Source organism: Microvirga sesbaniae, assembly GCF_025460805.1.
GTDB classification, from domain to species: domain Bacteria; phylum Pseudomonadota; class Alphaproteobacteria; order Rhizobiales; family Beijerinckiaceae; genus Microvirga; species Microvirga sesbaniae.
In genome coordinates, this window is the sequence record NZ_JAMXFJ010000004.1 from 320,366 (window position 1) to 346,030 (window position 25,665).

The window sequence follows — 25,665 nt, forward strand, 5'->3', positions numbered from 1 at the left end:
GATCCGCTTCGCGAAACGCGGATCACGACCGATGCAACGATGGATCATATCTAAACCATCCGATGTGCTAGCTCCTTGGACAAAGAGGGTCGGCCTGGCAAAAACACACGATGGGTTTGCAAGAATGACGGCTCCTTCAATCCCCGCTGACAAACCGCGGGAATTTGGCAACTCCAGCGTGCAGAAGGCCGGTCCCGACCCGGGCGCGAGGACCGGGCCCTGCCGGAAGCCGGCTCAGAGCCCGAACAGCTTCTCGAAGAAGTTCTTCTCGCGGCTGGCGCGCCGCTGCGGCGCGGGCTGGGGCGGGATCCAGGCATTGTCGCCGGTTCCCGCATTGGCATAGCGCGGATCGGGGCCGGCATTGGCCACCGGCACGTCGTCCCGGAACCGCTCGCTGCCCGGAAGCGGCACGGGCTGCTTGTCCTTCAGGGCCACCTTCATGAAATTGTGCCAGATCTCGCTCGGCAGATTGCCGCCGCTGACCCGCTTGGTGAGCGTGCCGTCGTCGTTGCCGAGCCAGACCCCCGCCACGAGATTGCCCGTGAAGCCCACGAACCAGGCGTCCTTGAAGTCGTCGGTGGTGCCGGTCTTGCCTGCCATGGCCCAGCCGGGAACCTGCGCCGACCGCGCCGTGCCGACCACGAAGGTGTTGTGCATCATCTCGTTCATCATCGCGACCGCGTTGGCGTCGATGACGCGGCCCAGGCCGCCGGAGCCCGGGCGCTTGTAGATCAGCTTGCCGTCCGTGGTCTTCACCTGCGAGATCACGTAGGGCACGACCCCCGTGCCGCCGTTGGCGAAGGCCGCGTAGGCGCTCACCAGTTCGAGGGGCGTCACCTCGGAGGTGCCGAGCGCCAGGGAGCCGTTGGCCTGCAGGGGCGACGAGATGCCGAGCCGCTGCGCGGTCTGCACCACGTTCTTCGGCCCGACCTCCATGTTGAGCTTCACCGCGATGGTGTTGAGGGAGAGCGCCAGCGCATCGCGCAGGGCGATCGGCCCGCGATACTTGCGGTCGTAGTTCTTGGGCGCCCAGCCGCCGAAATTGACCGGCCCGTCCTCGAGGACCGTGTCGGGCGTATAGCCCCGCTCCACGGCGGTCAGATAGACGAAGGGCTTGAAGGACGAGCCCGGCTGCCGGCGGGCCGTGGTGGCCCGGTTGAACTGGCTCGTCTCGTAATTGCGGCCGCCCACCAGGGCCTTGACCGCGCCGTCCGGCTGCAGGGCCACGAAGGCGCCCTGGCTCACGCTGAATTTCTGACCCTTGGCGTCGAGCTCCTCCACCAGGACGCGTTCGGCCGTCGTCTGCAGGGAGGGTTCGATGGTGGTCGAGACCACGATGTCGGATTCGACGTTGCCGACGAAGTCGTCGAGCACGTCCATCACGTAATCGGCCGCGTAATTGGCCGAGCCGGCCCCGTTCGCACGCACCGGCTCGGCGGGCGCCCCGAGGGCCGTCTTGGTCATGCCCGGCGTGATGAAGCCGAGCTCGTTCATGGCCGCGATCACCAGCTCCGCGCGGGCCTGAGCGCGCTCGGGATTGCGGTTGGGGGCCAGACGCGACGGCGACTGCACGAGGCCCGCCAGAACGGCCGCCTCCGAGAGCGACACGTTGCGGGCCGACTTGCCGTAATAGCGCTGGGCGGCCGCCTCGACCCCGTAGGCGCCGGCGCCGAAATAGACCCGGTTCAGGTAGAGCTCGAGGATCTGGTCCTTCGAGTAGTTGCGCTCGAGCCAGAGCGCCAGGATGGCTTCCTGGATCTTGCGCGAGGCGGTACGCTCCTGGGTCAGGAACAGGTTCTTGGCAAGCTGCTGCGTGAGGGTCGAGCCGCCCTGCAGGCCGCCCTTGTGGGCCAGGTTGCGGTAGACCGCGCGGGCGATGCCCGTCGGGTCGATGCCGAAATGGTCGTAGAAGCGCCGGTCCTCGATGGCCACGAAGGCCTTGGGCAGGTAGGGCGGCAGCTCCTTGAGCGTGACGGTGCGCCCGCCGGTCTCGCCGCGGTTGGCGAGGAGCGAGCCGTCGCTGGCCATGATGGCGATGTTCGGCGGGCGCTTGGGCACCGTGAGCTGATCGATCGGCGGCAGCTGCGAGGCGTAATAGGCCACCACGCCGCCGACCCCGATGACGCCCCAGAGACACAGCACCAGCCCGGCATAGACTAGCTTGCTGAACAGGGAACGGCCACCCTTGCGCTTGGCTTTTCTGGGCCTCGCGGGACGGCGCGGCCCGTCGCCGCCGTTCGAAGAAGCCCGCCTGCGCGCCATCGTTCCCCCTGCCCGGTCCTCGGGCGAAAGGCGAAAGTCCAGCCCGCCCGCTTCGCCAGCAGGCGCATCGAAGACCGGCTCCCGCCGGTCACGTCCGTTCGCCACCTCTAAAAACCCCGCATCGACATGACCGGTATATCGTCCGGCCTTTCATGCTCTGGAGCACCCTAATTGTGGCAGTTTAAGGGGCGGTTAACGGGGATTAACGCTTCCGCCGCGGAACTGCCGAGTTCGGGCGGCGTTCGCCCGCTGATGAATGCTTATGTCGTCGTGCTGGCGGGGTTCGGCGTGGTGGTGCTGCTCACCGCCTGGCTCCCCATGGTGCTCAAGGAACTGCCTCTGTCCCTTCCGATCTTCTGCGTCGGGCTCGGAGCGCTGATCTTCGCCTTCCCCGAGCTTCCGGGCGTCATGCCGCACCCCGGCGAGGAGCTCGCCATCGTCGAGCATCTCAGCGAATTCGTCGTCATCATCTCGCTCATGGGGGCCGGCCTGAAGATCGACCGGCCGTTCGGATGGAAGCGATGGCGGCTGACCTGGCGGCTGCTCGGCATCGCCATGCCGCTGACCATTCTCGGCCTCGTCTGGATGGGTCAGCAGATGCTGGGCCTGAGCCTCGCCGCTTCCCTGCTGCTGGCCGGCGCGCTGGCGCCCACCGATCCGGTGTTGGCGAGCGACGTGCAGGTCGGCCCGCCCATGGACCGGGAGGAGGACGAGGTACGCTTCACCCTCACGTCCGAAGCCGGTCTCAACGACGGCCTCGCCTTTCCCTTCGTGCTGCTCGCCATCTCCCTCACGCAGGAGGGAGGCGTGACCGGCGTCGCGGAGTGGTTCGTCTACGCGGTGGCGTGGAAGATCGCGGCCGGAATCGGCATGGGATACGGGGTCGGACGGGCGCTCGGCTGGCTCACCTTTCACCTGCCGAATCGGGCCAAGCTCTCGCGGACCGGGGCCGGATTCGTGGCGCTCGGCATCACCTGCATCGCCTATGGTTTGACCGAGATGGTGAGGGGCTACGGGTTTCTCGCGGTGTTCGTGGCCGCGCTGGCTCTGCGCGCTACGGAGCCGGAGCACGAATACCATCAGAAACTGCACGACTTCGCCGAGGAGCTCGAGCGGCTCATGATGATGGTGCTGCTCGTCCTGTTCGGCGGGGCGATCACGGGAGGCGACCTCTTCGACGCCCTCACGTGGCAGGCCGCCGCCTTTGCGTTCCTGGCGATCTTCGTCGTGCGGCCGCTTGCGGGCTGGATCGGGCTGATCGGAACCCATCCGCCCTCCGGCGAAAAGGCGGCCATCGGCTTCTTCGGCATCCGCGGCATCGGCTCGGTCTATTATCTCGCCTATGCCATGGGCCATGCGAAATTCGATGACGGTCATCTTCTGTGGAGCACGACCGGGTTCATCATCCTGGTCTCCATCGTGCTCCACGGCATCACGGTCACGCCGACCATGAGGCGGCTCGATCTGCGGCGCAAGCTCGCCGAACGCACGGCCGCGAGGGCCTAGAGAGAGCCCAGTCCGGCGAGAGCTATTCGGCCGCCAGCGGCAGCTCGCCGGTCTCCAGATCGGCCCGGGCGAGATCGCGGATGCGCCGCAGGTCGTTCAGGAACGCCTCATAGGCCTCCCGCTTCGTCGCCTCGTCGGGGAGGCGCAGCAGGTACGAGGGATGCACGGTGACGTAACCCTCGTAGGGCCCGAGCCGCGCCCGTCCGCGCGAGCGGGTGATCGGGGTCGCCTTGCCGGTGAGCGCCAGCAGGGCGGTGGCGCCGAGCGCCACGACGAGCTTCGGCTTCACCAGCTCCAGCTCCTTCATGAGCCAGGGCCGGTAATGCTTCACCTCGCCGGCCGTGGGCTTGGCGTGGATGCGCCGGTGGCCGCGCTGCTCGAATTTGAAGTGCTTCACCGCGTTGGTGAGGTAGGCCTGCTCGCGGTCGATGCCGGCTTCCTTCATGGCCTTTGTCAGGAGCTTGCCCGCGGGTCCCACGAAGGGACGTCCCTGCAGGTCCTCCTGGTCACCCGGCTGCTCGCCCACGAAGACGATCTCCGCATGAGCGGGCCCTTCGCCGAACACGGCCTGGGTCGCGCCGGGCACGAGCGGTCCTGCCTTGGCGATGATGGCGTTGAGCTCCGCCAGGGTCTTCGGCTCCTGATCCCACATGGCCTCAAGAGCGCGCTCGGGGGTGCGTTTGGTGGGCATCGTCGCCTCCTGTTCGATCATCCGTTCAACGCGCTGCGAGGCGTTTTGGATCAGGCCGGGAATCGCCGCGGTCTCGGGCATGTTGCGCCAGTACTTCTTCGGCATCTCGGCGCGCATGGCGGTCGGGTTCACCCGGGCCGGGTTGAACACGCTCTCGTAATAGCCGCGCCAGCCCTCCTCGAAGCTGTCCTCGGCGGGCGCGTCCTCGCGCTGCCCCGGCGGGCCGAAGGTCAGGGCCGCGCGGTCCCACCGGACGGACCCGATGGGCGTGAGAATGGTCCAGTCCATGGAGCGGAAGCGGTCGACGAAGAAGGGCGCCGCCGCCTCCAGGATGAAGTGCTCGGGTTCGAACCACGCGGCGAAGCGTTCGAGATCCCCGCCGGTCATTCGGCGGAAGCGCACGAAGGCGTGCATCTTGTGCAGGTCGCGCCGCACGGAGCGCGCCATCAGGTCGATCCGGTGGACCAGGGGATCGCTGGCGATCTCCAGCAGGTCGCGCTCGCCGTTCAGCACCCGCCACACGAGCTGGTAGAGCAGGGCGTAGCGTTCCGGGTCGGTGTGGCAGACCACGGGTTCGATGAGCCGCGCCACGCCCTTCGGGATCGAGATCGCGGGCGCGTCGCCCGCGACGTCCCGGCCGAACAGGGCCGGTGCTTCGTCACTCTCGAAGACGACGTGCTGCGGCGCCAGCTCCTCGGCGACGAGCCACCGGACCGACCGGCGGAAGCCGTCGAGGTCGGCGCCGGCCTTGAGGGTGATGCGGTGCAGATTCATCCGAACAGGCTCAGCTGCTCCGGCTTCTCGATCAGCCTCTCGCGCAGGTCGAGAGTATCGAGCCTGGCTTTCGGATGATGATCGGCCGTGATGAGGAACGGCTTGGCGCGCTTGAGGCCCGAGGTGAGGCGCGCGACGTCCTCCAGCCGCAGGCTCGTGTGCCTGCGTGCCACCACGATCTTGTCGACCGCCCGGGCACCGAGGCCCGGCACGCGCAGCAGCATCTCCCGGTCGGTCCGGTTCACGTCGACCGGGAAGCGATGGCGGTTCTTCAGCGCCCAGGCGAGCTTCGGATCCACGTCGAGATCGAGCATGCCCTTCTCGCCCCCGGAGGCGATCTCGTCCACGTCGAAGCCGTAATAGCGCAGCAGCCAATCGGCCTGGTAGAGCCTGCTCTCACGCATGAGCGGGGGCGATTTCAGGGGCAGGATGGCGCTCGAGTCCGGGATCGGGCTGAAGGCGGAATAATAGACGCGCTTCATGTCGTAATGGCCGTAGAGCTTGGCCGAGGTGCGCAGCACGTCCGCGTCCGTGGTCTCGTCCGCGCCGACGATCATCTGGGTGGTCTGGCCCGCCGGCGAGAAATGGCGGCGCTCCTCGCGGGCCTCCTCGATGCGCTCGAACATCTGCGCCATGGCGGTCTCGATGGAGGCACCGTCCTTTTCGGGCGCCAGACGCTCCAGGCTCCTTTCCGTCGGCAGTTCGAGGTTGATGGACAGGCGGTCGGCCCACAGCCCTGCCTCCTCGATGAGCCAGGGGCTCGCCTCGGGGATCGTCTTCAGGTGGATGTAGCCGCGAAACCCGTGGTCGCGCCGCAGCTTCTTGGCCACGAGCAGCATCTGCTCCATGGTGTAGTCCGGCGACCGGATGATGCCCGACGACAGGAACAATCCCTCGATGTAGTTGCGCTTGTAGAACTCGACGGTGAGCGTCACCACCTCGTCGACGGAAAACTTCGCCCGCTTCACGTTGGAAGAACGCCGGTTCACGCAATAGGCGCAGTCGAATAGGCAGTAATTGGTGAGCAGGATCTTGAGCAGCGACACGCAGCGCCCATCCGGCGTATAGGCGTGGCAGATGCCGCTCCCCTCGGTCGAGCCGAGCCCGCCCAAATCCGCCTTGCGCTTGGGCGCCCCGGAGGAGGAGCAGGAGGCGTCGTATTTGGCCGCGTCCGCCAGGATGCGCAGCTTCTTCGAAAGCTTCTCGTCCATGGTCTTCCAGCAGGTTGTTCGTGTTTTGTTCTAGCATGGTCGCGCCAGGAAGGCGAGACCCGGGAGAGGGGGCGGGAGGTCGCATCGCCGGAGGGCCCAGGCGCCGAAATCCTGGCCTGGCGCCGGGTGGATGAGGACGGAGCGCGAGAGGCGCGTCCCGATCATGAACCTGGGAAAACGGATCGTTCAGCGAATGATCTGCGTTGATTGTGTAGGTTGATGAAGCCGGACCGAACGCCTTCAGAATGGGTCCGGCCAGAGGAGGTTACGATGCGCCTGTCCCATTTCGGAGCGCTGGTCGCTCTCGGATCCCTGCTTGCCTCTCCGGTTCTCGCGCAGACGGCCGCCCCCGGGGCCGCCTCGCCGGGCGCGGCCGCGAAGCCGCCGATGACCGCTCCGGCCCCGGCCCCGGCCGCGGGTGCGGCCAAGCCGATGCCCGGCACGACCGCCTCCACGAGCGCCCTGATCGACATCAACACCGCGCCCAAGGATCAGCTCGACAAGCTGCCCCAGATCGGGGAGGCGCGGGCCGAGGCAATCATCAAGGGGCGGCCCTACAAGGCGAAGAACGAGCTCGTGGACAAGAAGATCATCCCGCAGAACGCCTATGATGCGATCAAGGACCGGATCATCGCGCACCAGAAATCGTGAGAGGCCGACAAGAAAGGGGCCCGCCGGGCCCCTTTCTCGTTCGGTGATCCGCCTTAGCGGCTGTACTTGAACTCCGGGGCAGCCTTCAGCTGATCCTTCGTCATGTCCAGCATGGCATGATCGGGAGCCGACCGGTTCACATTGGCATTCGCCGCATTGGCGTTCGACGCGGTCGAACCGGTGGTCGCCGGCGCGGTCGTGGTCGTGCCGGCCGTCGTGCCGGCCGTCGTGCCGGCATTGTTGCCGCTCATGCCGGCCGTTCCGGTCGTGGTGTTCGACGCCGTCGCATTGGCGCGCGGCTCGTTGACGAACTTGATCTGGTCGAAGGGGACGGCCACGTCGTGTTCGCCCATGCCGAGGAACCCGCCGACGCCGATGACGACGGCCTGGATCTTGCCGCTCTGATCCACGAGAACCTCGCTGATGTCGCCGACCTTCTCGTTGTTGTTGTTGTACACGTCCAGGCCCTCGAGCTTGGACGCGCGCCATTGTCCCGGCTGCTCCTGGGTCATCCAGTTGCCCGTGGACATGGACGACGACGCGGCGCTCGGGCTGGCCGACGAGCTGGAGGGCTGAGTCTGGGCAAGAGCCGGGGCCGACGCCAGGGCCGTCCCGAGGAGCGCCAGCACAAGATGCTTCGAAGCCATGTATTCCTCCTGATTGATCCGTGACGCGCGGTCACTTCTCACCTCTCAACGGCGAAGTTGATGATTGGTTCTGTCGGGACGATGGGCACTTTTCGAGGTTCTGCCCAATGCCTGGGCAAGCGGCGGCAAGGAAGCGCTTGCACCCGCCGTGAATGCCCCTAGACTTGGCCAAGCTTCCCTGCCGAACGCCCGAAACGGACTGCATGATCCGCACCTTCCTCGATGGTCTCTACCGCGTCTCAGGCTACCTTGCGGGCCTGTTCCTCCTCGTGATCTTCCTGCTGATGATGGGCCTCTCCCTGGGCCGTGGCATTGGCGTCAACATCCCGGCCGGCGACGATCTCGCCTCCTGGTCCATGGCCGCGATGGCGTTCCTGGGTCTCGCCCACACCTTCCGCTCCGGCGAGATGATCCGGGTCGGCCTGCTCACGGACCGCGTGCGCGGCCGGACCCGCTGGTGGCTCGAGATGTTCTCGCTGGTGATCGGCCTCGGCTTCGTGGGCTTCTTCGCCTGGCACGCGGTCGTGCTCACCTACGACAGCTGGCGCTTCAACGACATGGCGCAAGGCGTGCTGGCGATCCCGCTCTGGATTCCGCAGATCGGCTACGCGGCCGGCCTGGTGATCCTGTTCATCGCCTTCGTCGACGAGTTCGTCCACGTGCTGCGCGGCGGCGATCCGCGCTACGAGAAGCCGCCCGCCACCACGGCCGAAGAGGTGGTGGAGCGCGCGATCCAGAGCGGAGTGTAGGACGTCATGGAACTCATCGAGATCTCGGGGCTGCTGCTCCTGCTGCTTGCCGTGCTCCTCGCCGGCGGCGTCTGGATCGCCATCGCGCTCATGGCCTGCGGCTGGGTCGGCATGCAGTTCGTCGGCGGGGGCATCCCGGCGGGCTCGGTGCTCGCCACCACGATCTGGGGCAATTCCGCCTCCTGGACGCTCGCGGCGCTCCCGCTTTTCATCTGGATGGGCGAGATCCTGTTCCGCACCAGGCTGTCCGAGGAGATGTTCCGCGGCCTCGCGCCCTGGCTCAACTGGCTGCCGGGACGGCTCATGCACGTGAACGTGCTCGCCTGCGGGATCTTCGGGTCGGTCTCCGGCTCGTCCGCCGCCACCTGCGCGACGGTGGCCAAGATCGCCCTGCCGGAGCTGAAGAAGCGCGGCTACGACGACATGGTGAGCCTCGGGAGCCTGGCGGGCGCCGGCACGCTCGGGATCCTCATCCCGCCCTCCATCACCATGGTGGTCTATGCGGTGGCGGCCAACGTGTCGATCATCCAGATCTTCCTCGCGGGCTTCCTGCCCGGGCTGCTCGTGATGGCTCTCTATTCCGGCTACATCGCCGTGTGGTCGCTCGCCAACCCGCAGAAGTCGCCGCCGCCCGAGCCGACGATGAGCTTCCGCGAGAAGCTGAAGGAATCGACCAACCTCATTCCGGTCGCGCTCCTGATCGCGCTCGTCTTCCTGACCCTGCTGCTCGGCTGGGCGACCGCGACGGAATGCGCCGCCTGGGGCGTGCTCGGCTCGCTCGCCATCGCCTGGTGGTCGGGGTCGCTGTCCTGGGACTCGTTCTGGGCCAGCGTCATGGGGACGACGCGCATCACCTGCATGATCATGCTGATCCTGGCCGGCGCCTCCTTCATGTCGACCTCGATGGCCTATACGGGCATTCCCCAGGCGCTCGCCTCCTGGGTCGACAGCCTGCACCTCTCGCCCTATGCGCTCATCGCGGCGCTCACGGTCATGTACATCCTGCTCGGCACGGCCCTCGACGGCATCTCGATGATCGTGCTGACCACCGCGGTGGTGATCCCGATGGTCAAGACGGCGGGCTTCGACCTGATCTGGTTCGGCATCTTCCTGATCCTGGTGGTCGAGATGGCGGAGGTCTCGCCGCCGGTCGGCTTCAACCTGTTCGTGCTGCAGACCATGTCGGGAAAGGATTCGAACACGGTGGCGCTGGCCTCGCTGCCCTTCTTCTTCCTGCTCGTCGCGGCGGTCGCGATCATCACGGTGTTCCCGAGCATCGTGATGGTGCTGCCGCAGATGGCCTTTCCGGATTAGCCTCGTTCATGACAACAAGAGGGAGACGAACGATGAGACACATGACGCGCTTCGGCCTGAGCCTCGCGGGAGCCCTGCTCATGGCAGCGCCCGCGCTGGCGCAGACCAAGTGGAACCTGCCGGCCGCCTATCCGCCGGACAACTTCCACACCGAGAACCTCAACGCCTTCGCCAAGGACGTGGCCGATGCGACCGGCGGCAAGCTGCAGGTCACCGTCCATGCGAACGCCTCGCTCTTCAAGGCGCCCGAGATCAAGCGCGCGGTGCAGACCGGACAGGCCCAGGCCGGCGAGGTCCTGATGTCCCTGCACGAGAACGAGGATCCGGTCTACGGCCTCGACGTGGTGCCGTTCCTCGCCACCTCGTTCGATCAGGCGAAGAAGCTCTGGGACGTGCAGAAGCCGGCCATCGAGAAGAAGTTCGCCAGCCAGGGCCTGATGCTGCTGTTCGCCGTGCCGTGGCCCCCGCAGGGGATCTTCGCCAAGAAGGACATCGCCACCGTCGAGGATCTGAAAGGGGTGAAGTGGCGCTCCTACAATCCCGGCACCGCCCGCATCGCCGAGCTCGTCGGCGCGCAGCCGGTCACGGTCCAGGCGGCGGACCTGCCGCAGGCGCTCGCGACGGGCGTGGTCAACACCTTCATGACCTCGGGCGCCACGGGCTACGATTCGAAGGTGTGGGAATCGCTCTCGCACTTCTACGACACCCAGGCCTGGATCCCGAAGAACCTGACCTTCGTCAACAAGGCGGCCTTCGACGCCCTCGACAAGCCCACCCAGGAGGCCGTTCTGAAGGCCGCCAGGACCGCCGAGGAGCGGGGCTGGAAGACTGCTCAGGACAAGACCAAGTGGTACGTCGACCAGATGACCGCGAAGGGCATGAAGGTGCAGCCCCCGAGCCCCGAGCTCAAGGCGGGCCTCCAGAAGGTCGGCGAGCAGCTGACGCAGGACTGGCTGAAGAAGGCCGGCCCCGACGGGCAGGCCATCATCGACAGCTACAAGAAGGCCGCGATGTAGGGGCCCTCGGCCCTTCGATGTCATGGCCGGCCTCGGGCCGGCCATTTCGATTGCCTGGAACGTGGCGCTTCCCGGATCGGGATCACCGGGACAAGCCCGGCGATGACGTTGAGAGGGTTATGAGGCGGCGACGGCGTCAGGCAGGGCTCACGCCAGCGTGAAGTCCATGGTGATCTCGGCGTTGAGCACCTTGGAGACCGGGCAGTTCTTCTCCGCCGCGCGGGCGAGTTCCTCGAACTTGGCCCGGTCGATGCCCGGCACGTTGGCGGTGAGCGTCAGGGCCGATTTCCGGATCGCGAAGCCGCTGCCCTCCTGCTCGAGGGAGACGACCGCTTCCGTGGCAAGCTCCGTGGGCGTGAAGCCGGCGCCCTGGAGCTGGAAGGCGAGCGCCATGGTGAAGCAGCCGGCATGGGCGGCGGCGATCAGCTCCTCCGGGTTCGTGCCCTTCTCGTTCTCGAATCGGGTCTTGAAGGAATACGGCGTCGAGGACAGCACGCCGGAATCGGACGTGAGATGGCCGCTGCCATCCTTGCCCGTGCCCTGCCAAACGGCTCTTGCCTTGCGGTTCATCACGATCTCCTTTGTGTGGATAGGCTTGGTGATCTAGGACAGGTCGTGTCAGGCTCCAGAGGTCTCGTCCCATTCGGATCGCAGGTGTGTGATGTGGATTCCCATGCAGGCCCGCCTGCGTCCGAGGCTTCTCGGCTCCGCCCTCGCGGCGCTCCTGGTCTTCGCGCTCCTGCCGGCGTCCTGGCCGGTGAATTCCCGGATGCTCGTGGCCTGGGACATCGGCGTGGCCTGCTATCTCGTTCTCGCCTGGACCATGGCCCTGCGCTCCTCCACGACCCAGATGCAGGAGCGGGCGGCCCTGGAGGACGAAAGCGCCGTCGTCGTGCTCGTTCTGACGCTCGCCGCCTCGGTGGCGAGCCTCGCGGCCATCGCGGTCGAACTGACCAACATCCAGGCGACCCCGTCCGATCAGCAGGGATTCCACCTGACCATCGCGGGCCTCACCATTCTGTGCTCGTGGTTCTTCGTGCACACGATCTACGCCATCCATTACGCGCACGAATATTACGGCGACAAGGGTGAGCGGCGGGGCTTGGCTTTTCCCCACGAGGGCCGGCCGGATTACTGTGATTTCCTGTATTTCTCGTTCAACCTGGGTGCGGCGGCGCAGACCTCGGACGTGGTCATCGTGGCCCGGCGCATGCGCCGTCTCGTGCTGGCCCATACGATCCTGTCGTTCCTGTTCAACACGACGATCCTGGCCCTGGCGGTGAATGTGGGGGCCGGCTTGCTGTAAGGGGCCCGCTCACCCTCGGGGCCGGCATCCGAGGCGTTTGGGTCCTTGCAGGACCACGACCGTTATGCAGAGATCGTCGGACGCCGCGCTGCGCTCTGCGGCGCAGGAAAGGTCCCAAACGATCGAACCGATGCGCACAGCCTCTTCAGCCTCCTTGTCCGTCCCGGTTCTCGAGACCGAGCGCCTCGTTCTGCGCGGGCACAGAATCGGCGACTTCGCCGATTGCCTCGCCCTCTGGACCGATCCGGAGATCACGCGCTTCATCGGCGGCAAGCCGTCCACGCAGGAGGAGGTCTGGTCCCGACTGGTGCGCTATGTCGGACATTGGACCCTGTTGGGCTTCGGCTATTGGGCCGTGACCGAGAAGGACGGCGGCCGTTTCGTGGGAGAAGTCGGCTTCTCGGATTTCCGGCGCGTGATCGAACCGCCCCTCGACGGCATTCCGGAGATCGGCTGGGTGATCGCGCCGCACGGCCACGGCAAAGGCTACGCGACCGAGGCCGCACGCGCCGCAATCGCCTGGGGCGAGGGGCATTTCGGCCCCGTGCGCACGGCCTGCATCATTGCACCGGAGAACGAGCCGTCGATCCGGGTGGCGGAGAAATGCGGCTACCGGGAATTTCGCCGCACCACCTACAAGGACAAGCCGACCATCATGTTCGTGCGATAGGGGCGGCGTCCGTCGTCTCACGTTTCGGCCGGTTTGTCCGCGAAGGCCGGGCCCGACAGTCTCTCGGCATGGGCCCGGATATCCTTCGGCCACAGCCGGATCAGGGCCATGAACAGCGTCCGGTCGCCGGCAAAGAGGGCGCGCGAGGCCTCCTCGAAGGCGGCTTCGTTCCCCGCCAGAATCGCCATGAAGCGATAAAGCGCCTCCCGGGCCTGCCGGACGCGGTCCTGGCCTTCGCTGCCCCGCCGCGCCTCCTCGACCAGCTTGCGCAGGGCGACCGACGCGCCGCCCGGCTGCCCGTTGAGCCAGTCCCAGTGCCGCGGCAGCAGCGTCACCTCCCGGGCGACGACCCCGAGCCTGGGCCGGCCCGGCCCGCGGGGCTCGAACGGGCCCGGGCCGGTGTCGGACCGGTCGCTCATCCGGTTGCGCACATCCTCCGGGGTGCCCCGGAAATCCACCTCCACGACGCGGCAGGTCTCATCGTCGAGAACGACCACGGGCTCCGTCTCGCCGCGATCCAGCGCCGTCTTGGCCGCTTCGGCGACCGCCGGGAGCGGGCCCGACCGGATCAGGCGCGGGCCGGCGAAGGCCGTGTAGGTCTTGAGGTTTTCACCCATGTTGTCCTCGTCCGTCGTGGAGCCGAGTTTTATCCGGGTTAAATTCCGCCGTCAATACATCCGGGTAAAATTCCAACGCTACGGCTCGTCGGGCTCGTCACGCTCTCCGTCGACGATGTCGCGCGCCACGTCGAAGCGGAACCCGGCCCGCGCCATGGCGGCCAGATCCTTGTCGCGATAGGGCGCCCGCTCGCCCGGCCGGAATGGCCCGAGCCTGCGGCGGCGGGCGAAGGCGCGGGCCGCCTGCTCCTCGTCGCCCTCCTCGCCCTCGAGCGCCGCCGCGATGGCAGTGCGGTCGACGCCCTTGGCCGAGAGCTTGGCCTGGATCGCCCGGGCCGAGCCGCCCCGGCGGCGCAGGGAGGCGACGCGGGCCTCCGCATAGCGGGTATCGTCGATGAGGCCGCTCCTCAGGCTCTTGGCCACGACCTCGTCGATCATGTCGTGAAACGCGGCCGGATCCTCGCCACGCAGGCGGCAGCGCTTGTCGACCTTGCGCCGCAGCACGCGGCGCAGGTTCTCGGCCGAGGAGGCATAGCGCTCGAGATAGGCGAGCGCCGCCCGCTGCAGATAGGCGGGCGTCACCTTCCGGGGCGGCTTGCGGACCGGTTTGGGATCGTCGGTCATTCCGGCTTGGCATCCGCGGGAGGCGAGGCCTCGCCGGGCTTCTCCACCTGGCCGCGCCGCTGCAGTTGCAGGGCCACGAACCAGCACAGGGACGCCCAGGCGGCGCCCACCGCCCATCCGGCCAGGACGTCGCTCGGCCAGTGCACGCCGAGATAGACGCGGCTCACCCCCACGAGCAGAGTCGTGAGGATGGCCAGGCCCATGATGAACGCGCTGACGCGCCGGCTCCTCTCCACTCGGGCGAGCAGGGCGCCCAAGGTCAGATAGGTGATCGCCGACATCATCGCGTGGCCGCTCGGGAAGCTCGCCGTGTAGACCCGCGTCGCGTGGGGCACCAGATCCGGCCGGGGCCGCTCGAATCCGAGCTTGAGGCCCGTGGAGAGGAGCGTGCCCCCGACGATGGCGGCCAGGACCAGGAGGGCCGCGCCGCGCTTGCCCGCCATGAGCAGATACGTGACCGCCGCCAGGGTAAGGAGCGTCAGGATCGCGTAGCCGCCGAGGCCGGTGATGTCCCGGGCCGATTCCTCCAGCCAGGAGGGTCCGAGGGGATTGGCCGGATTCTGCGGATCCCGCAGGGCCAGCAGGAGCCGGCTGTCGAGGGCGTGGGTTTCCCCTTCCCGCACCTCGTCGGCCAGCGCGATGAAGGCCCAGGCGAAGAACCCGCAGGCCGACATGGACAGCAGAGGACCGACCTCGTTCAGGCGCAGGCGAAGCCACAAGCGCGTGGCGGGAGCAAGAAGCGTGTGCATGGCCTCCTCAGATAGGCCTGCGGCGGGCATCTGGCGAGGGGCCATGGATGCGCCTGACCGGGTCGACGTCCTGCCGAGGCCGGGACGGCCGCCCGTCGCATCGCGGTCGGCGCCCCCGAGGCATCTTTTCGCCACGCCCGGCCTGCTGGCCGTTCCGTCGCCCTCCGCCCGTCCTGGCACCCTCCCGGCGATGGCCGCCCGCCCGTTGGGCCACCTCCGCACGTCATCACCGGCCCCGTCCCGATGATGACCCGGTGGGAAGGCCGGATCGCGCGGCCGTGCATGTCCTGCGAGAATGCCGGTTCGATTGTCCGCCGCTCCGTGATACGAAGCACCTCGACGCCACGACGATCCAGCAACGAGAGAGCGGCATGAACCGACTGTTCGCCAACCTGCCCACCACCGTGTTCGAAGTCATGTCGAGCCTCGCCCGCGAGACCGGGGCGATCAATCTCGGCCAAGGCTTTCCGGACGATCCCGGCCCCGAGGACGTGCGGCGGGCGGCGGCGGAGGCGGTGCTCAACGGCTACAACCAGTACCCCTCCATGATGGGCATTCCGGAGCTGCGCACCGCGATCGCCGCCCATTACAAGCACTGGCAGGGCCTCGACCTCGATGCCGGCACCGAGGTGATGGTGACCTCCGGGGCCACGGAAGCCCTCGCGGGCGCGATCCTGGGCATCGTGGAGCCGGGCGACGAGGTGGTGCTGTTCGAGCCCATGTACGACGCCTATCTGCCCCTCGTGCGGCTCGCCGGGGGGGTGCCGAAATTCGTCACCCTGCAGCCGCCCCATTTCCGCCTGACGGAAGAGGCGCTGGCGAAGGCCTTCTCGCCCAAGACCAAGGCGGTGGTGTTCAACAACCCGCTCAACCCGACCGCCACCGTGTTCACGGCCGAGGATCTGAACCTTCTCGCCGCGTTCTGCCGGAAATTCGACGCCATCGCGATCTCGGACGAGGTCTGGGAGCACGTGGTTTTCGACGGCCGCAAGCACCGCCCGGTGCTGGGGCTCGAGGGCATGCGCGAGCGTTCGGTGAAGATCGGCTCGGCGGGCAAGATCTTCAGCCTCACGGGCTGGAAGGTCGGCTTCGTCTGCGCCGCCCCGCCGATCATGAAGGTGCTGGCGAAGTCGCACCAGTTCCTCGCCTTCACGACGGCTCCGAACCTCCAGGCCGCGGTGGCCTACGGGCTCGGCAAGGACGATTCCTATTTCGGCGGCATGCGGACGAACTTCGCCCGCAGCCGCGACCGCTTCACCGACGGGTTGCGGAGCCTCGGCTTCGACGTGATCCCGAGCCAGGGCACTTATTTCGTCAACATCGACATCGCGGCCCTGGGCGAGAGCGACGACGTCGCCTTCTGCCGCCGCCTGGTCATGGAGCATGGGGTCGCGGCGATCCCGGTCTCGGCCTTCTATGCGGAGGGCGCGGTGAAGACCGTGGTGCGCTTCTGCTTTGCCAAGAAGGACGCGACCCTCGATGCCGGGCTGGAGCGGCTGGCGACGGCGATCAGGCGGGCGGCCTGAGGCCTGCCATCGCGGTTGCGCCTTGGACATTGTTTCTTGGCCCGGAATTTCTTAGCCTGCCCCGTTGTCACCTGTCTTGAGGAGTGCCGCCCCAAAATGTTCCGTCTTCTCGCCTCGGTTGCTCTGACCCTCGGTCTCGTCACCGCCGCCGCCGCCCAGGAGCGCGTGGTCAACGTCTATAACTGGTCCGACTACGTGGACCCGAAGGCGCTCGACGAGTTCACGAAGCAGACCGGCATCAAGGTGGTCTACGACACCTATGACAACAACGAGATCGTCGAGACCAAGCTTCTGGCCGGCAAGTCAGGCTACGACATCGTCGTGCCGTCGGGCCCGTTCGTGCAGCGCCTGATCGGCGCCAAGGTGTTCCAGAAGCTCGACAAGGCCAAGCTGCCGAACCTCGCCAATCAATGGCCCGAGGTGACGCAGCGTCTCGCCGTGTTCGATCCGGGCAACCAATATGCCGTCAACTACATGTGGGGCACCACGGGCATCGGCATCAACGTGAAGAAGGTGAAGGAGATCCTCGGCGACATGCCGCTCAACACCTGGGATCTGGTGATGAAGCCGGAGATCGCCTCCAAGCTGAAGGCCTGCGGCATCTACATGCTCGACAGCCCCGAGGACCTTTTCCCCGGCGTCATGGCCTATCTCGGCCTCAACCCGGATTCGAAGCGCCTGGAGGATCTGAACAAGGCGGGCGACGCCCTGTTCCGCATCCGCGGCAACATCCAGAAGTTCCACTCCTCCGAATACATCAACGCCCTCGCCAACGGCGACATCTGCGTGGCGGTGGGCTATTCGGGCGACATGATCCAGGCCAAGAACCGCGCCGAGGAAGCCAAGAACGGCGTCGAGGTCGGCTACGTCATCCCGCGCGAGGGCGCGCTGATGTGGTTCGACAGCTTCGTGATCCCGGCGGACGCCAAGAACGTCGCGGAGGCGCACGAGTTCATCAACTTCATGATGAAGCCCGAGATCGCCGCCAGGAACGCGAACTTCGTGTCCTACGCGTCGGGCAATCTCGCGGCCAAGCAGTTCATCGACAAGGCGATCCTCGACAATCCCGGCATCTACCCGGACGACGCCACCATGAAGCGCCTGTTCACCAACACGGCCTATGACGAGCGCTCGCAGCGCACCGTCACGCGGCTCTGGACCCGGGTGAAGACCGGGCGTTAATCCGCCGCTCAGGTTCGGTCCGGCATCGTCGCGATGCCCTGAAAGCTCCGCCCATGGGCGGAGCTTGTGTCTTCGAGAAGGACTCTTTCCATGCGCCTTGCCGTTGCCGCTGCCCTCGCAGCTCTGAGCCTCGCCGCCCCGGCGCTCGCTCAAGATCCCGCGCCGCGCCAGCCGACGATCAGCGTGATGGGAACCGGCGAGGCGGAGCTGAAGCCGGATTTCGCCCGCATTCATGTGACGGTCGCCACGCAGGCCGACACGGTGGCGCAGGCGAGCGCCGCCAACAAGACGGCCACCGAGCGGGTGCTCGCCCGCATCCAGGGGCTCGGCGTCAAGCGAGAGGACATCCGGACGGTCAATTTCCAGGTCTTCCAGACGCCTCCGCAGCTCGGCCCGGACGGCAAGGAGGTGAAGACCCCGAAATTCTCCGCCAATCACCAGCTGCGGATCACCACCCGCGACCTCGACGGCGTCGGGCGTCTCGCCGGCGAGATCCTGGCGAGCGGCGACATGACCTTCCAGTCGGTCGCCTTCGGGCTCGACCGGCAGGAAGAGGGCGGCGACCGGGCCCGGGAAGCGGCCGTGCGCGACGCCCGTCGCCAGGCGGAGATCTATGCCGCCGCCGCCGGCGTGTCCCTGGGCCGCCTCCTGGAGATCCGGGACGGTTCCGCCCAGCCCTTCGAGCCGCAGCCGGACATGCGCATGTCCATGGCGATGGCCAAGGGGGCCGAATCGGTTCCGATCGTGCCGCCGGCGACGATCCGCTACACGGCGAACGTGCAGCTCGTCTGGGAGATGGCCGGGAAGCCCTGAGACGCCCCGGCCCGTCGGATCAGGCCGCCCTGACGCTCTGGAGGAACTGGCCGATCTCGGCCCCGAGGCGCTGGGCTTGGCTCTCCAGGGCGACCGAGAGATCCGCCACATTGCGGGCGGCGTCGAGGGACTGGGTCGCGACTCCTTGCGTCGTCTCGATGGCGGAGGTGCCGGCCTGCGCCTCCGTCGAGACCTGGGCCACGGAGCGGGCGATCTCGGACACAGCTGCCGTCTGCTGGCTCACCGTTCCGGCCACCGTGGACACGACCCCGGCCAGATCCTCCACGGAGGCCTGCACCGTGCCGAGCGCCACCAGGGTCTCCCGCGAGGCCGCCTGGACGGCCTCGATCTGACGGGCGATCTCCTCGGTGGCCTTGGCAGTCTGGCCGGCCAGATCCTTCACCTCGGAGGCGACGACCGCGAAGCCCTTGCCGGCCTCGCCGGCCCGGGCCGCCTCGATGGTGGCGTTGAGCGCAAGCAGGTTGGTCTGGGCCGCGATGGTTCGGATGAGGTTCGCCACCTCGCCGATCTGAGAGGTGGCCGTCGAGAGCGTCGACATGCTGCCGGACGCGCCGCGCGCCTCAGCGACCGCGCGCTCGGAGGCCTGCGCCGAGGCCTGGGTCTGGGCCGCGACTTCGGCCAGGGACGCGTCGAGCTCCTCGGCGGCGCTTGCCACCGCCGACATGTTGTGCGCCGTGCGGGTGGAGGCGGCTCCCGCGATCTGGGCCTGCTGGGTGACGTGATGGGCCGACCCCTCCAGCTGCCCGGACGCCTTGGCGAGTTCGCCCGTGACGTCCCGGACCTCTGCGAGGATCTGCTCGACCGAAGCGTCGAAGGCCATGATCGCGTTGGAGATCGCGTGGGCCCGCTGGGCGTCCACGGCCGCCATGCCCTCGCGCTCCTGCGTCAGCCGCTCGCGCTCGCGGGCATTGTCGCGGAACACCAGGACCGTGCGGGCCATGGCGCCGATCTCGTCGGTGTTGCCGGTGAACGGGACCTCGCTCGCCGCATCGCCGTCCGCCAGCCGCCGCATGGCCTGCTGGAGGCGGGTCAGGGGCAGCGAGATCGATCGTCCGACGAGGACGTTGAGCACGAGGCCGAACAGCAGCGTGGCTCCCATGGCCCAGAGGATCAGCGTGAAGGTGCGATGCTGCGAGGCGGTGAGCTGCTCGTCCGTCTCGTGCGCCTCCGCGCGGACCTTGGCGAGCAGCTGGTCGAGGACCGGGACGAGCAGGTCGAACTGCCCCATCAGCTTCTCGCCCTGGCCGGAGACCTGCTGCTCCAGCTCGCTCCAGGCGTGGAACGCCTCCTGGAACGAGACGCTGGCGGAGTCGATCACCGCCTTGTCCTTGGGATCGCCGGAGAACTGGGCCAGCGCCCGGGTGAAGCGTCCCTGCTCGACCTCGAAGGCGCCGAGGATGCTCTCCTCGAGCAGGATGCGGGCGCGGGCCTCCTGGTTGAACATGCCGAGCATGGCCGCCCACAGGCGCCAGGCGATGGTCTCGCCGCTGCCGGTCAGGGGCCGCACGAGCTTTTCGAGATTGGTCTCGGCCTTCAGCAGGCGTCCCTGTGCGCCTTCGTCCGGCTTGCTGCCGACGGCGGCATAGAGCTTGCCGAGGGCGTTGCCCTGGCCGATCAAGGCGGCCGCATGCTGCTTCAGGGCTGCGACCTCGGGGGTGATCAGGGTGGCCCCGGTGGCGGCACCCATCTCGTCGAGCTGGGCGGCCAGAGCCTTGTGCTGATCGACGAAGGCCTGGCCATGGTGGGCGAGGCGGCTTGCCGTCCATTCGCCGGCGGTCACTTTCAGGGCGTCGGCCCGGCTCCGGACTTGGTTGGCCTTCTCGGCCAGGGCGGAATAGGTCTGCTGCACCGACAGCGCCTGTTCGACCTCATGGCGGCCTGTCTGAAATACGGCGCCGATGACCGCGAAGCCGAGCACCATGACGCCGCTCAACGCGGCGACCCGCACCCGCACCGACGGCCGCCTCACACGAGCAAGAGACGACATTCCCCCGAATCCCCCTTTAGGACTTTGCGGCAAGATTGGGGCGAACGTGTTAAGGAGTCATTGACGCTAGGTCAGAGGGCCGTCCGCGATTCGGTCAGGCGGCCTTCGGCAGTTCGGTCATGATGGCGTAAAGGGCTGTGGCGTCCCGGGTGGCCCGAACCCGCTCGATCAGCCCAGGTTCCCGCAGCACCCGGGCGACCCGGGCCAGGGCCTTCAGATGATCGGCGCCGGCTCCTTCGGGTGCGAGCAGAAGGAAGAGCACGTCGACCGGCTGACCATCGAGAGCTTCGAAATCGACCGGTCTGTCGAGCCTCGCGATGAGGCCGAAGATCCGGGTGAGATTCGGCAGTTTGCCGTGAGGAATGGCGATGCCCTCGCCGATTCCGGTCGAGCCGAGGCGCTCGCGCTGCAGGAGAGCCTCGTAGATGGCGCTGTCGGGGAGACCCGTGAGCCGGGCCGCCTGGGAGGCCAGTTCCTGAAGGGCCTGCTTCTTGCCGCTGACGCGCAGGGCGGGCAGAACGGCCCGGGGGTCTAAGAAATCCAGCAAAGGCATCGATCACGCTGCATTTTGATGTGAAGCCTGGAAGGCCTCTCACCGTTCCACGCAAGAACCGGGCCAAGAAGAGGTAGCTCCCCCGTCAAGGCTGTGCGAGCGGCGGATCGACCCAACCGATCGCTCCGTCGCCGCGGCGGTATACGACGTTCACGCGGCCGGTGCTAGCGTGGATGAACACAAGGGCAGGAGCTCCGGTGAGATCGAGCTGCATCACAGCGTCGCTGACCGAGAGCCTGTGGAGGGGCTTGGTGGTCTCGGCGATCACCATCGGATGGTAGGCCTCGTCCTCGCTCGCCTCGTCGCTGGGGGCTTCAAGGACGGAATAGGCCATTTCGAGGCCGCCCGCGCGCCCGTTCCCGGCGCCGGAACGATCCTTCAGCCGTTGCTTGTAGCGGCGCAGGCGGTTCTCGATCCGGCCTGCCGTCTGGTCGAAGCTGGCATAAGCGTCCTGAGCCGCCCCGGAGGCTTCCAGGGTCATGCCCGACGTCAGGTGAAGAACGCAGTCGGTGCGATAGCCGGTGCCGTCGCGGGTGACCGTCACGTGACCCGAATAGCCGCCGTCGAAATATTTCGACAGGGCGCCGGCCATCCGGTCCCGGACCTGAGACCTAAGGGCTTCGCCGATATCGAGATTCTTCCCCGACACCCTCAATGTCATGGTGATCTCCTCCTCTTGCGCCGTCGCTTCGTGGCGATCCTTCGGGGTGGCGCTTGGGGTCGATGATGATCCGAATGAGGCCCAATGCAAGCCTTGAAATGGGCGCGCTTGCCAGGTCAGGGCTTCATCCGGCCCGCGCGGCGGCGGTCCGCTGAAGACGGGATGCGCAGGGACTCCCGGTATTTCGCGACCGTACGCCGGGCGACCCGGATCCCGTCCGCCTTCAATTTCTGGGCAATTGCCTCATCCGAGAGCACAGCAGCGGGAGTCTCGGCCTCGATCAGCTGTCTGATTCGGTGGCGAACGGCCTTGGCCGAGTGCTCGCCCTCCCCGGTGGCGGCGCTGAAGAAGAACTTCATCGGATGCGTGCCGCGCTCGGTGCCGAGCGCCTTGTTCGCCGCGACCCGGGAGACGGTGGATTCGTGCGTTCCGATCGCCTCCGCGACGCTCCTGAGGGTCATGGGGCGCAGGGCGCCCACTCCCTGGCGGAAGAATGCCTCCTGCTGGCGGACGATCTCGGCGGCGACCTTGAGGATCGTCCTGGCGCGCTGGTCCAGGCTGCGGGTCAGCCAGCTTGCGGCCTGCAGGCAGTCGGACAGAAAGCTCTTGTCCTCATCCTTGCGCACCACCTTGGCGACTTGCGCATAATAGGTCCGGTTGAGCAGGATGCGGGGAAGGGTGTCAGGGTTGAGCTCGACAGTCAGGCCGCCATCCGGGGCGGTCCGCACCAGAACGTCGGGCACGAGCACATCGACCGGGACAGGCGTGAAGGCAAGTCCAGGCTTGGGCTCGAGGCGGCGGATCTCGGCCAGCATGTCGGCGAGATCCTCCTCGTCGACGCCGCAGACCTTTCTCAAGGCGGCGAAATCCTGCCGGGCGACGAGAGGGAGATGGGCGAGCAGGGTCTCCATGGCCGGATCGAGCCGGTTGCGCTCGCGCAGCTGGAGGCTCAGGCATTCGGCCAGATTGCGTGCGCCGATCCCGGGCGGCTCGAACCCCTGGATCAGCCTCAAGGCCGCCTCGGCGTCGGCGGGCGCGACCTGGAGGCGGACAGCGAGCTCCGCGAGATCCTCGGTGAGATAGCCGGCCTCGTCGAGATTGTGGATCAGGTGCCGGCCGATCCTGCGCAGAGTCGGGTCCGCGGTGGCGAGCTCGAGCTGCGTCTCGAGATGTTCGCTCAGGCTCGTCACCCGGGCGAGCATGTCCTCCATTTCGGGCCTGAGTTCGCTATGGGCCGCGCCGGCCGCGGGCGCGGACGAGACCGGCAGGGCCTCCCGCCGGGACGGGGGTGGTCCGGGGATCATCCTCGGCCCGGCGGCCTCCGCCTTCTGCTTGGCATGCAGGAAATCGGCAAGGCTCGGCGGGGCCGCGCCGGCCAGGGTGTCGCCCTCCTGCAGGAGGGGATTGCGCTCGAGCTCAGCCTCCACATAGGCCGCGAGCTCAGCATGGGAGAGCTGAAGCAGCTTGATCGATTGAACGAGCTGGGGAGTCATCGTCAGGGACTGGCCCTGGCGCAGCTCCAGCCGCTGCATCGCCGTCATGAACGCACCCGAGGCCGTATGGGCATGCTTCTTGCATGCCTCGACCGTTCTACCCCGGCCCTTCCCCGAAGGTCAAAAGGTCAATCGTCCTAGAGCATCGGACGAACCCAGAGGGCCGCGTCAGCGACCCGAAGGGCCACGCCAGTGACCCGAAGGGCCACGCCAGTGACCCGAAGGGCCGCGCCAGCGAAAAGTGGATCCGGTTTTCGCTGGCGCGGCCCGCTGGGTCCGTTATTAACGATGCACACAATAAAGAAGAAAGCATCGGACGGACGAAAGCGGGCCGCACGATGCGCTAGAGACGGAAGTCCTCGCCCAGATACAGGCGGCGCACCTCCTCGTTCGACACGATCGCATCCGGCGTGCCCTCGGTCAGGACGCGGCCGGAATGGATGATGTAGGCTCGGTCGATGAGGCCGAGGGTTTCACGCACGTTGTGGTCGGTGATGAGCACACCGATGCCGCGCCGGGTCAGGTGGCGCACGAGGTTCTGGATGTCGCCCACCGCGATGGGGTCGATGCCCGCGAAAGGCTCGTCGAGGAGCATGAAGGTCGGCTCGCCGGCGAGCGCCCGGGCGATCTCGCAGCGCCGCCGCTCGCCGCCCGAGAGCGCGATGGAGGGCGACTTGCGCAGGCGCGTGATGTTGAACTCGTCGAGCAGGGCATCGAGCTTGCGCTCGCGCTCCTTGCGGCTCGGCTCGACGATCTCCAGCACGGCGCGGATGTTGTCCTCCACGTTGAGGCCGCGGAAGATCGAGGCCTCCTGCGGGAGGTAGCCGATGCCGAGGCGGGCGCGGCGGTACATGGGCAGGCCCGTGACGTCGTGCCCGTCCAGGCTGATGACGCCGCGGTCGGCGCTCACCAGTCCGGTGATCATGTAGAAGATGGTGGTCTTGCCGGCGCCGTTGGGACCGAGCAGGCCCACGGCCTCGCCGGCGCGCACGTTCAGGCCCGCATCCTGCACCACGGTGCGGCCGCGATAGCTCTTCTGCAGGCCTTTGACCGCCAGGACCCCGGGGCCGCCGAACACGGCGTCGCTCTCGGCGCGGTGGAAGACATGCGGGCCCGTCCCGGCCGAACGGGTTTCCAGGAGGCTCACGTCGGAGGGACCGGTTTGAGAACGGTTGAAAAGCGGTTTCACTGGCTCAATCGTCGATCGTGAAAAGGGAAAAGCGGGAACTGAACGCCCGCTCTAGTTCGTGGCCGGCCGCTGCTGGGGCTTCGGCTTGGAGGCGGGAGAGGCTCCCCCACCGGCTCCGGTCGGAGCCGGCCCGCCCTGGCCGGGCACGAACAGCGCCCTCACCCGACCGCCGGGCGTCGTTTCGATGTTCGCCACGCCGGTGTTGATGTCGTAGAGCACCCGCTCGCCCTTGGTGACGTTGGGACCGTCGCTCAGGGTCGCGTTGCCGGTCAGCATGATCTTGTTGGAGCCCCGGTCGAAGGTGGCGTTCTCGCCGGTCGCCACCTGGGTGCGCGACACGATGGTGACCGGGCCCTTGCAGTCGATCTTCTTGATGGCGCTGTCGTCCGCCGTCTGCGTGGACGGAGCCGCCTGCCCGCCGTTCTGGTCCCGCTGCTCGTAGAACACGGTCATGATCGTGCACTTCATGGTGCTCTCGCCCTGAACCGCCACCACGTCACCGGTGAAGACCGCACGGCCCTCCTTGTCGAAGACGTCGAGCTTGTTGGCGTCGATCTTGATCGGCTCCTTGCTGGAGCCGAAATTGCCGAAGCCGACGGCCCGCTCCTTGCTGGCCTGGGCAAAGGCCACGTCAAGGGGAGCCGGAAAGAGAAGCCCGAGGGCCAGGGCGGCGCGTGTGAAACTCATCATGGACGGATACTTGTCTGTTGGGGTGCGGGCGCCGCGGGGCCTGTGCCGGCGGCTTCCGGGGAGGATGGGGGAGAGCCGGAGGAGGGCTGAATGACGGTGCGGACGCGGCCCTTGAAGCTCATGACCTTGCCATTGTCCGACACGTCGAGGCCTTCGGCCTCGATGGTGCCGCTGCCGAAGGCCACGGTGACCGGATCGTTGGAGACCACCGAGCCGGCCTTGAACCGCACGAACGCCGTCTGGAGCTTGACCTCATGGCCGCCATCCGTGGTGACCACGATGTTGTCGCGCAGCCTCATCTGCTCTTTCTTGGTGTCGAGGACGCCGGAATCGGCCTGGAGCCTTGCGACGCTGCCGCGCTCGTCGGTCACGATGCGGGCCTTGAGGTCCTTGAGCTGCACGAGATCGGGCTTGCGCACGTCCTGGGTGGCGGCGCTGGCCGTCACCTCGTAGGGGCGGTTGTCGTTCTTGAAGCCGTTCAGCTTCGGGCTCTCCATGGTGACATGGGTGCCGCTCACCCCGATGGAGCCGAAGCTCAGGTTCTCGATCTGCCGGAACGGATTGTAATAGGCCACGACGCCGACGCCGGCCATGCCCAGCAGGGAGCCGAGCGGAATGGCAACCTTCGCGAAGCGGACCCAGCGGGAATGGCGACGGGCCTTGGTGAAGGCGCGCGACCGAACGGCCGGCCTCGAGGCCGGGCCGTCCCGCATGGTGGAGCCCTGAATTCCCGCCACTGTCGTCAACCCCTTCCGTCCTGATC

Annotated in this window: 25 protein-coding genes; 10 read left to right on the forward strand and 15 right to left on the reverse strand. The window is 67.4% G+C overall.

Features of this window, described 5'->3' with window-relative positions:
• Positions 1 to 234: 234 nt before the first annotated feature.
• Complete coding sequence (locus tag OCW50_RS08950) at positions 235 to 2,367, reverse strand: transglycosylase domain-containing protein (protein ID WP_262297223.1); 2,133 nt, start codon at positions 2,365 to 2,367, stop codon at positions 235 to 237.
• A gap of 147 nt (positions 2,368 to 2,514) precedes the next feature.
• Between OCW50_RS08950 and OCW50_RS08955 the strand changes: the two genes are divergently transcribed.
• The gene (locus OCW50_RS08955) at positions 2,515 to 3,768 is read left to right on the forward strand and encodes a cation:proton antiporter (RefSeq protein WP_262297224.1); all 1,254 of its coding nucleotides are present in this window, start codon (positions 2,515 to 2,517) and stop codon (positions 3,766 to 3,768) included.
• A 22-nt stretch (positions 3,769 to 3,790) separates the two neighbouring features.
• Here OCW50_RS08955 and OCW50_RS08960 read toward each other — a convergent pair whose 3' ends face one another.
• The gene (locus OCW50_RS08960; RefSeq protein ID WP_262297225.1) at positions 3,791 to 5,233 is read right to left on the reverse strand and encodes a UdgX family uracil-DNA binding protein; all 1,443 of its coding nucleotides are present in this window, start codon (positions 5,231 to 5,233) and stop codon (positions 3,791 to 3,793) included.
• Entirely contained in the window at positions 5,230 to 6,444 is a 1,215-nt protein-coding gene (locus OCW50_RS08965; RefSeq protein WP_262297226.1) for a putative DNA modification/repair radical SAM protein, read from the reverse strand. The genes OCW50_RS08960 and OCW50_RS08965 overlap by 4 nt, the downstream gene beginning before the upstream one ends.
• A 270-nt stretch (positions 6,445 to 6,714) precedes the next feature.
• On the opposite strand from OCW50_RS08965, the gene OCW50_RS08970 reads away from it, so the two are divergent.
• Positions 6,715 to 7,095, forward strand: coding sequence for a ComEA family DNA-binding protein (locus OCW50_RS08970; protein WP_262297227.1), 381 nt, complete (start codon positions 6,715 to 6,717; stop codon positions 7,093 to 7,095).
• A gap of 53 nt (positions 7,096 to 7,148) precedes the next feature.
• On the opposite strand, the gene OCW50_RS08975 is transcribed toward OCW50_RS08970, so the two are convergent.
• Positions 7,149 to 7,742, reverse strand: a complete 594-nt coding sequence (locus tag OCW50_RS08975) for a PRC-barrel domain-containing protein (RefSeq protein ID WP_262297228.1) — start codon at positions 7,740 to 7,742, stop codon at positions 7,149 to 7,151.
• Between the two features lie 203 nt (positions 7,743 to 7,945).
• Here OCW50_RS08975 and OCW50_RS08980 point away from each other — a divergent pair, with 203 nt between their 5' ends.
• The 3 genes from OCW50_RS08980 to OCW50_RS08990 are packed head-to-tail and all read left to right on the forward strand — an operon-like array spanning position 7,946 to position 10,821.
• Positions 7,946 to 8,491, forward strand: a complete 546-nt coding sequence (locus OCW50_RS08980; protein WP_262269016.1) for a TRAP transporter small permease — start codon at positions 7,946 to 7,948, stop codon at positions 8,489 to 8,491.
• Positions 8,492 to 8,497: 6 nt separating this feature from the next.
• Positions 8,498 to 9,805, forward strand: a complete 1,308-nt coding sequence (locus OCW50_RS08985) for a TRAP transporter large permease (RefSeq protein WP_262269015.1) — start codon at positions 8,498 to 8,500, stop codon at positions 9,803 to 9,805.
• Positions 9,806 to 9,837: 32 nt separating this feature from the next.
• Positions 9,838 to 10,821 carry a TRAP transporter substrate-binding protein gene (locus OCW50_RS08990; RefSeq protein ID WP_262297229.1) on the forward strand — a complete coding sequence of 328 codons (984 nt, stop codon included), beginning with the start codon at positions 9,838 to 9,840 and terminating at the stop codon, positions 10,819 to 10,821.
• Between the two features lie 147 nt (positions 10,822 to 10,968).
• Here OCW50_RS08990 and OCW50_RS08995 read toward each other — a convergent pair whose 3' ends face one another.
• Positions 10,969 to 11,391: an OsmC family protein gene (locus OCW50_RS08995; protein ID WP_262269013.1), complete on the reverse strand. Its 423-nt coding sequence runs from the start codon at positions 11,389 to 11,391 to the stop codon at positions 10,969 to 10,971.
• Between the two features lie 91 nt (positions 11,392 to 11,482).
• Between OCW50_RS08995 and OCW50_RS09000 the strand changes: the two genes are divergently transcribed.
• Positions 11,483 to 12,127, forward strand: a complete 645-nt coding sequence (locus OCW50_RS09000) for a DUF1345 domain-containing protein (protein WP_262297230.1) — start codon at positions 11,483 to 11,485, stop codon at positions 12,125 to 12,127.
• Positions 12,128 to 12,257: 130 nt separating this feature from the next.
• Positions 12,258 to 12,797 carry a GNAT family N-acetyltransferase gene (locus tag OCW50_RS09005; protein ID WP_262297231.1) on the forward strand — a complete coding sequence of 180 codons (540 nt, stop codon included), beginning with the start codon at positions 12,258 to 12,260 and terminating at the stop codon, positions 12,795 to 12,797.
• A gap of 17 nt (positions 12,798 to 12,814) precedes the next feature.
• On the opposite strand, the gene OCW50_RS09010 is transcribed toward OCW50_RS09005, so the two are convergent.
• The 3 genes from OCW50_RS09010 to OCW50_RS09020 form a co-directional block, all read right to left on the reverse strand.
• Positions 12,815 to 13,414, reverse strand: coding sequence for a DUF2239 family protein (locus tag OCW50_RS09010; RefSeq protein ID WP_262297232.1), 600 nt, complete (start codon positions 13,412 to 13,414; stop codon positions 12,815 to 12,817).
• A gap of 78 nt (positions 13,415 to 13,492) precedes the next feature.
• Positions 13,493 to 14,038, reverse strand: a complete 546-nt coding sequence (locus tag OCW50_RS09015) for a regulatory protein RecX (RefSeq protein WP_262297233.1) — start codon at positions 14,036 to 14,038, stop codon at positions 13,493 to 13,495.
• Positions 14,035 to 14,817, reverse strand: coding sequence for a phosphatase PAP2 family protein (locus OCW50_RS09020; protein ID WP_373371352.1), 783 nt, complete (start codon positions 14,815 to 14,817; stop codon positions 14,035 to 14,037). Before OCW50_RS09020 ends, OCW50_RS09015 begins: the two co-directional genes overlap by 4 nt.
• A 341-nt stretch (positions 14,818 to 15,158) precedes the next feature.
• Between OCW50_RS09020 and OCW50_RS09025 the strand changes: the two genes are divergently transcribed.
• The 3 genes from OCW50_RS09025 to OCW50_RS09035 all read left to right on the forward strand — a co-directional run bounded on the left by OCW50_RS09025 (position 15,159) and on the right by OCW50_RS09035 (position 18,308).
• Positions 15,159 to 16,313 (forward strand): aminotransferase, encoded by a 1,155-nt coding sequence (locus OCW50_RS09025; protein WP_262297235.1) that lies wholly within the window; start codon positions 15,159 to 15,161, stop codon positions 16,311 to 16,313.
• Positions 16,314 to 16,409: 96 nt separating this feature from the next.
• Positions 16,410 to 17,495 carry a polyamine ABC transporter substrate-binding protein gene (locus OCW50_RS09030; protein ID WP_262297236.1) on the forward strand — a complete coding sequence of 362 codons (1,086 nt, stop codon included), beginning with the start codon at positions 16,410 to 16,412 and terminating at the stop codon, positions 17,493 to 17,495.
• A 90-nt stretch (positions 17,496 to 17,585) separates the two neighbouring features.
• Positions 17,586 to 18,308, forward strand: coding sequence for an SIMPL domain-containing protein (locus OCW50_RS09035; protein ID WP_262297237.1), 723 nt, complete (start codon positions 17,586 to 17,588; stop codon positions 18,306 to 18,308).
• Positions 18,309 to 18,327: 19 nt separating this feature from the next.
• Here OCW50_RS09035 and OCW50_RS09040 read toward each other — a convergent pair whose 3' ends face one another.
• From OCW50_RS09040 to lptC, 7 genes are all read right to left on the reverse strand, one after another.
• On the reverse strand, positions 18,328 to 20,316 hold the full coding sequence (locus OCW50_RS09040) for a methyl-accepting chemotaxis protein (RefSeq protein ID WP_262297238.1): 1,989 nt from the start codon (positions 20,314 to 20,316) through the stop codon (positions 18,328 to 18,330).
• Between the two features lie 94 nt (positions 20,317 to 20,410).
• The gene (gene ptsN, locus OCW50_RS09045) at positions 20,411 to 20,869 is read right to left on the reverse strand and encodes a PTS IIA-like nitrogen regulatory protein PtsN (protein ID WP_262269003.1); all 459 of its coding nucleotides are present in this window, start codon (positions 20,867 to 20,869) and stop codon (positions 20,411 to 20,413) included.
• Between the two features lie 85 nt (positions 20,870 to 20,954).
• A complete protein-coding gene (gene hpf / locus OCW50_RS09050) occupies positions 20,955 to 21,530 on the reverse strand; it encodes a ribosome hibernation-promoting factor, HPF/YfiA family (protein WP_173947047.1) in 576 nt (191 codons plus the stop codon).
• Positions 21,531 to 21,646: 116 nt separating this feature from the next.
• Positions 21,647 to 23,071 carry an RNA polymerase factor sigma-54 gene (gene rpoN / locus OCW50_RS09055; protein WP_262297239.1) on the reverse strand — a complete coding sequence of 475 codons (1,425 nt, stop codon included), beginning with the start codon at positions 23,069 to 23,071 and terminating at the stop codon, positions 21,647 to 21,649.
• A gap of 295 nt (positions 23,072 to 23,366) precedes the next feature.
• A complete protein-coding gene (gene lptB, locus OCW50_RS09060; RefSeq protein ID WP_373371353.1) occupies positions 23,367 to 24,161 on the reverse strand; it encodes an LPS export ABC transporter ATP-binding protein in 795 nt (264 codons plus the stop codon).
• A 102-nt stretch (positions 24,162 to 24,263) separates the two neighbouring features.
• Complete coding sequence (locus OCW50_RS09065; RefSeq protein ID WP_262269000.1) at positions 24,264 to 24,902, reverse strand: LptA/OstA family protein; 639 nt, start codon at positions 24,900 to 24,902, stop codon at positions 24,264 to 24,266.
• Positions 24,899 to 25,639, reverse strand: a complete 741-nt coding sequence (gene lptC / locus OCW50_RS09070) for an LPS export ABC transporter periplasmic protein LptC (protein WP_262269073.1) — start codon at positions 25,637 to 25,639, stop codon at positions 24,899 to 24,901. The genes OCW50_RS09065 and lptC overlap by 4 nt, the downstream gene beginning before the upstream one ends.
• Between the last annotated feature and the right edge of the window lie 26 nt (positions 25,640 to 25,665).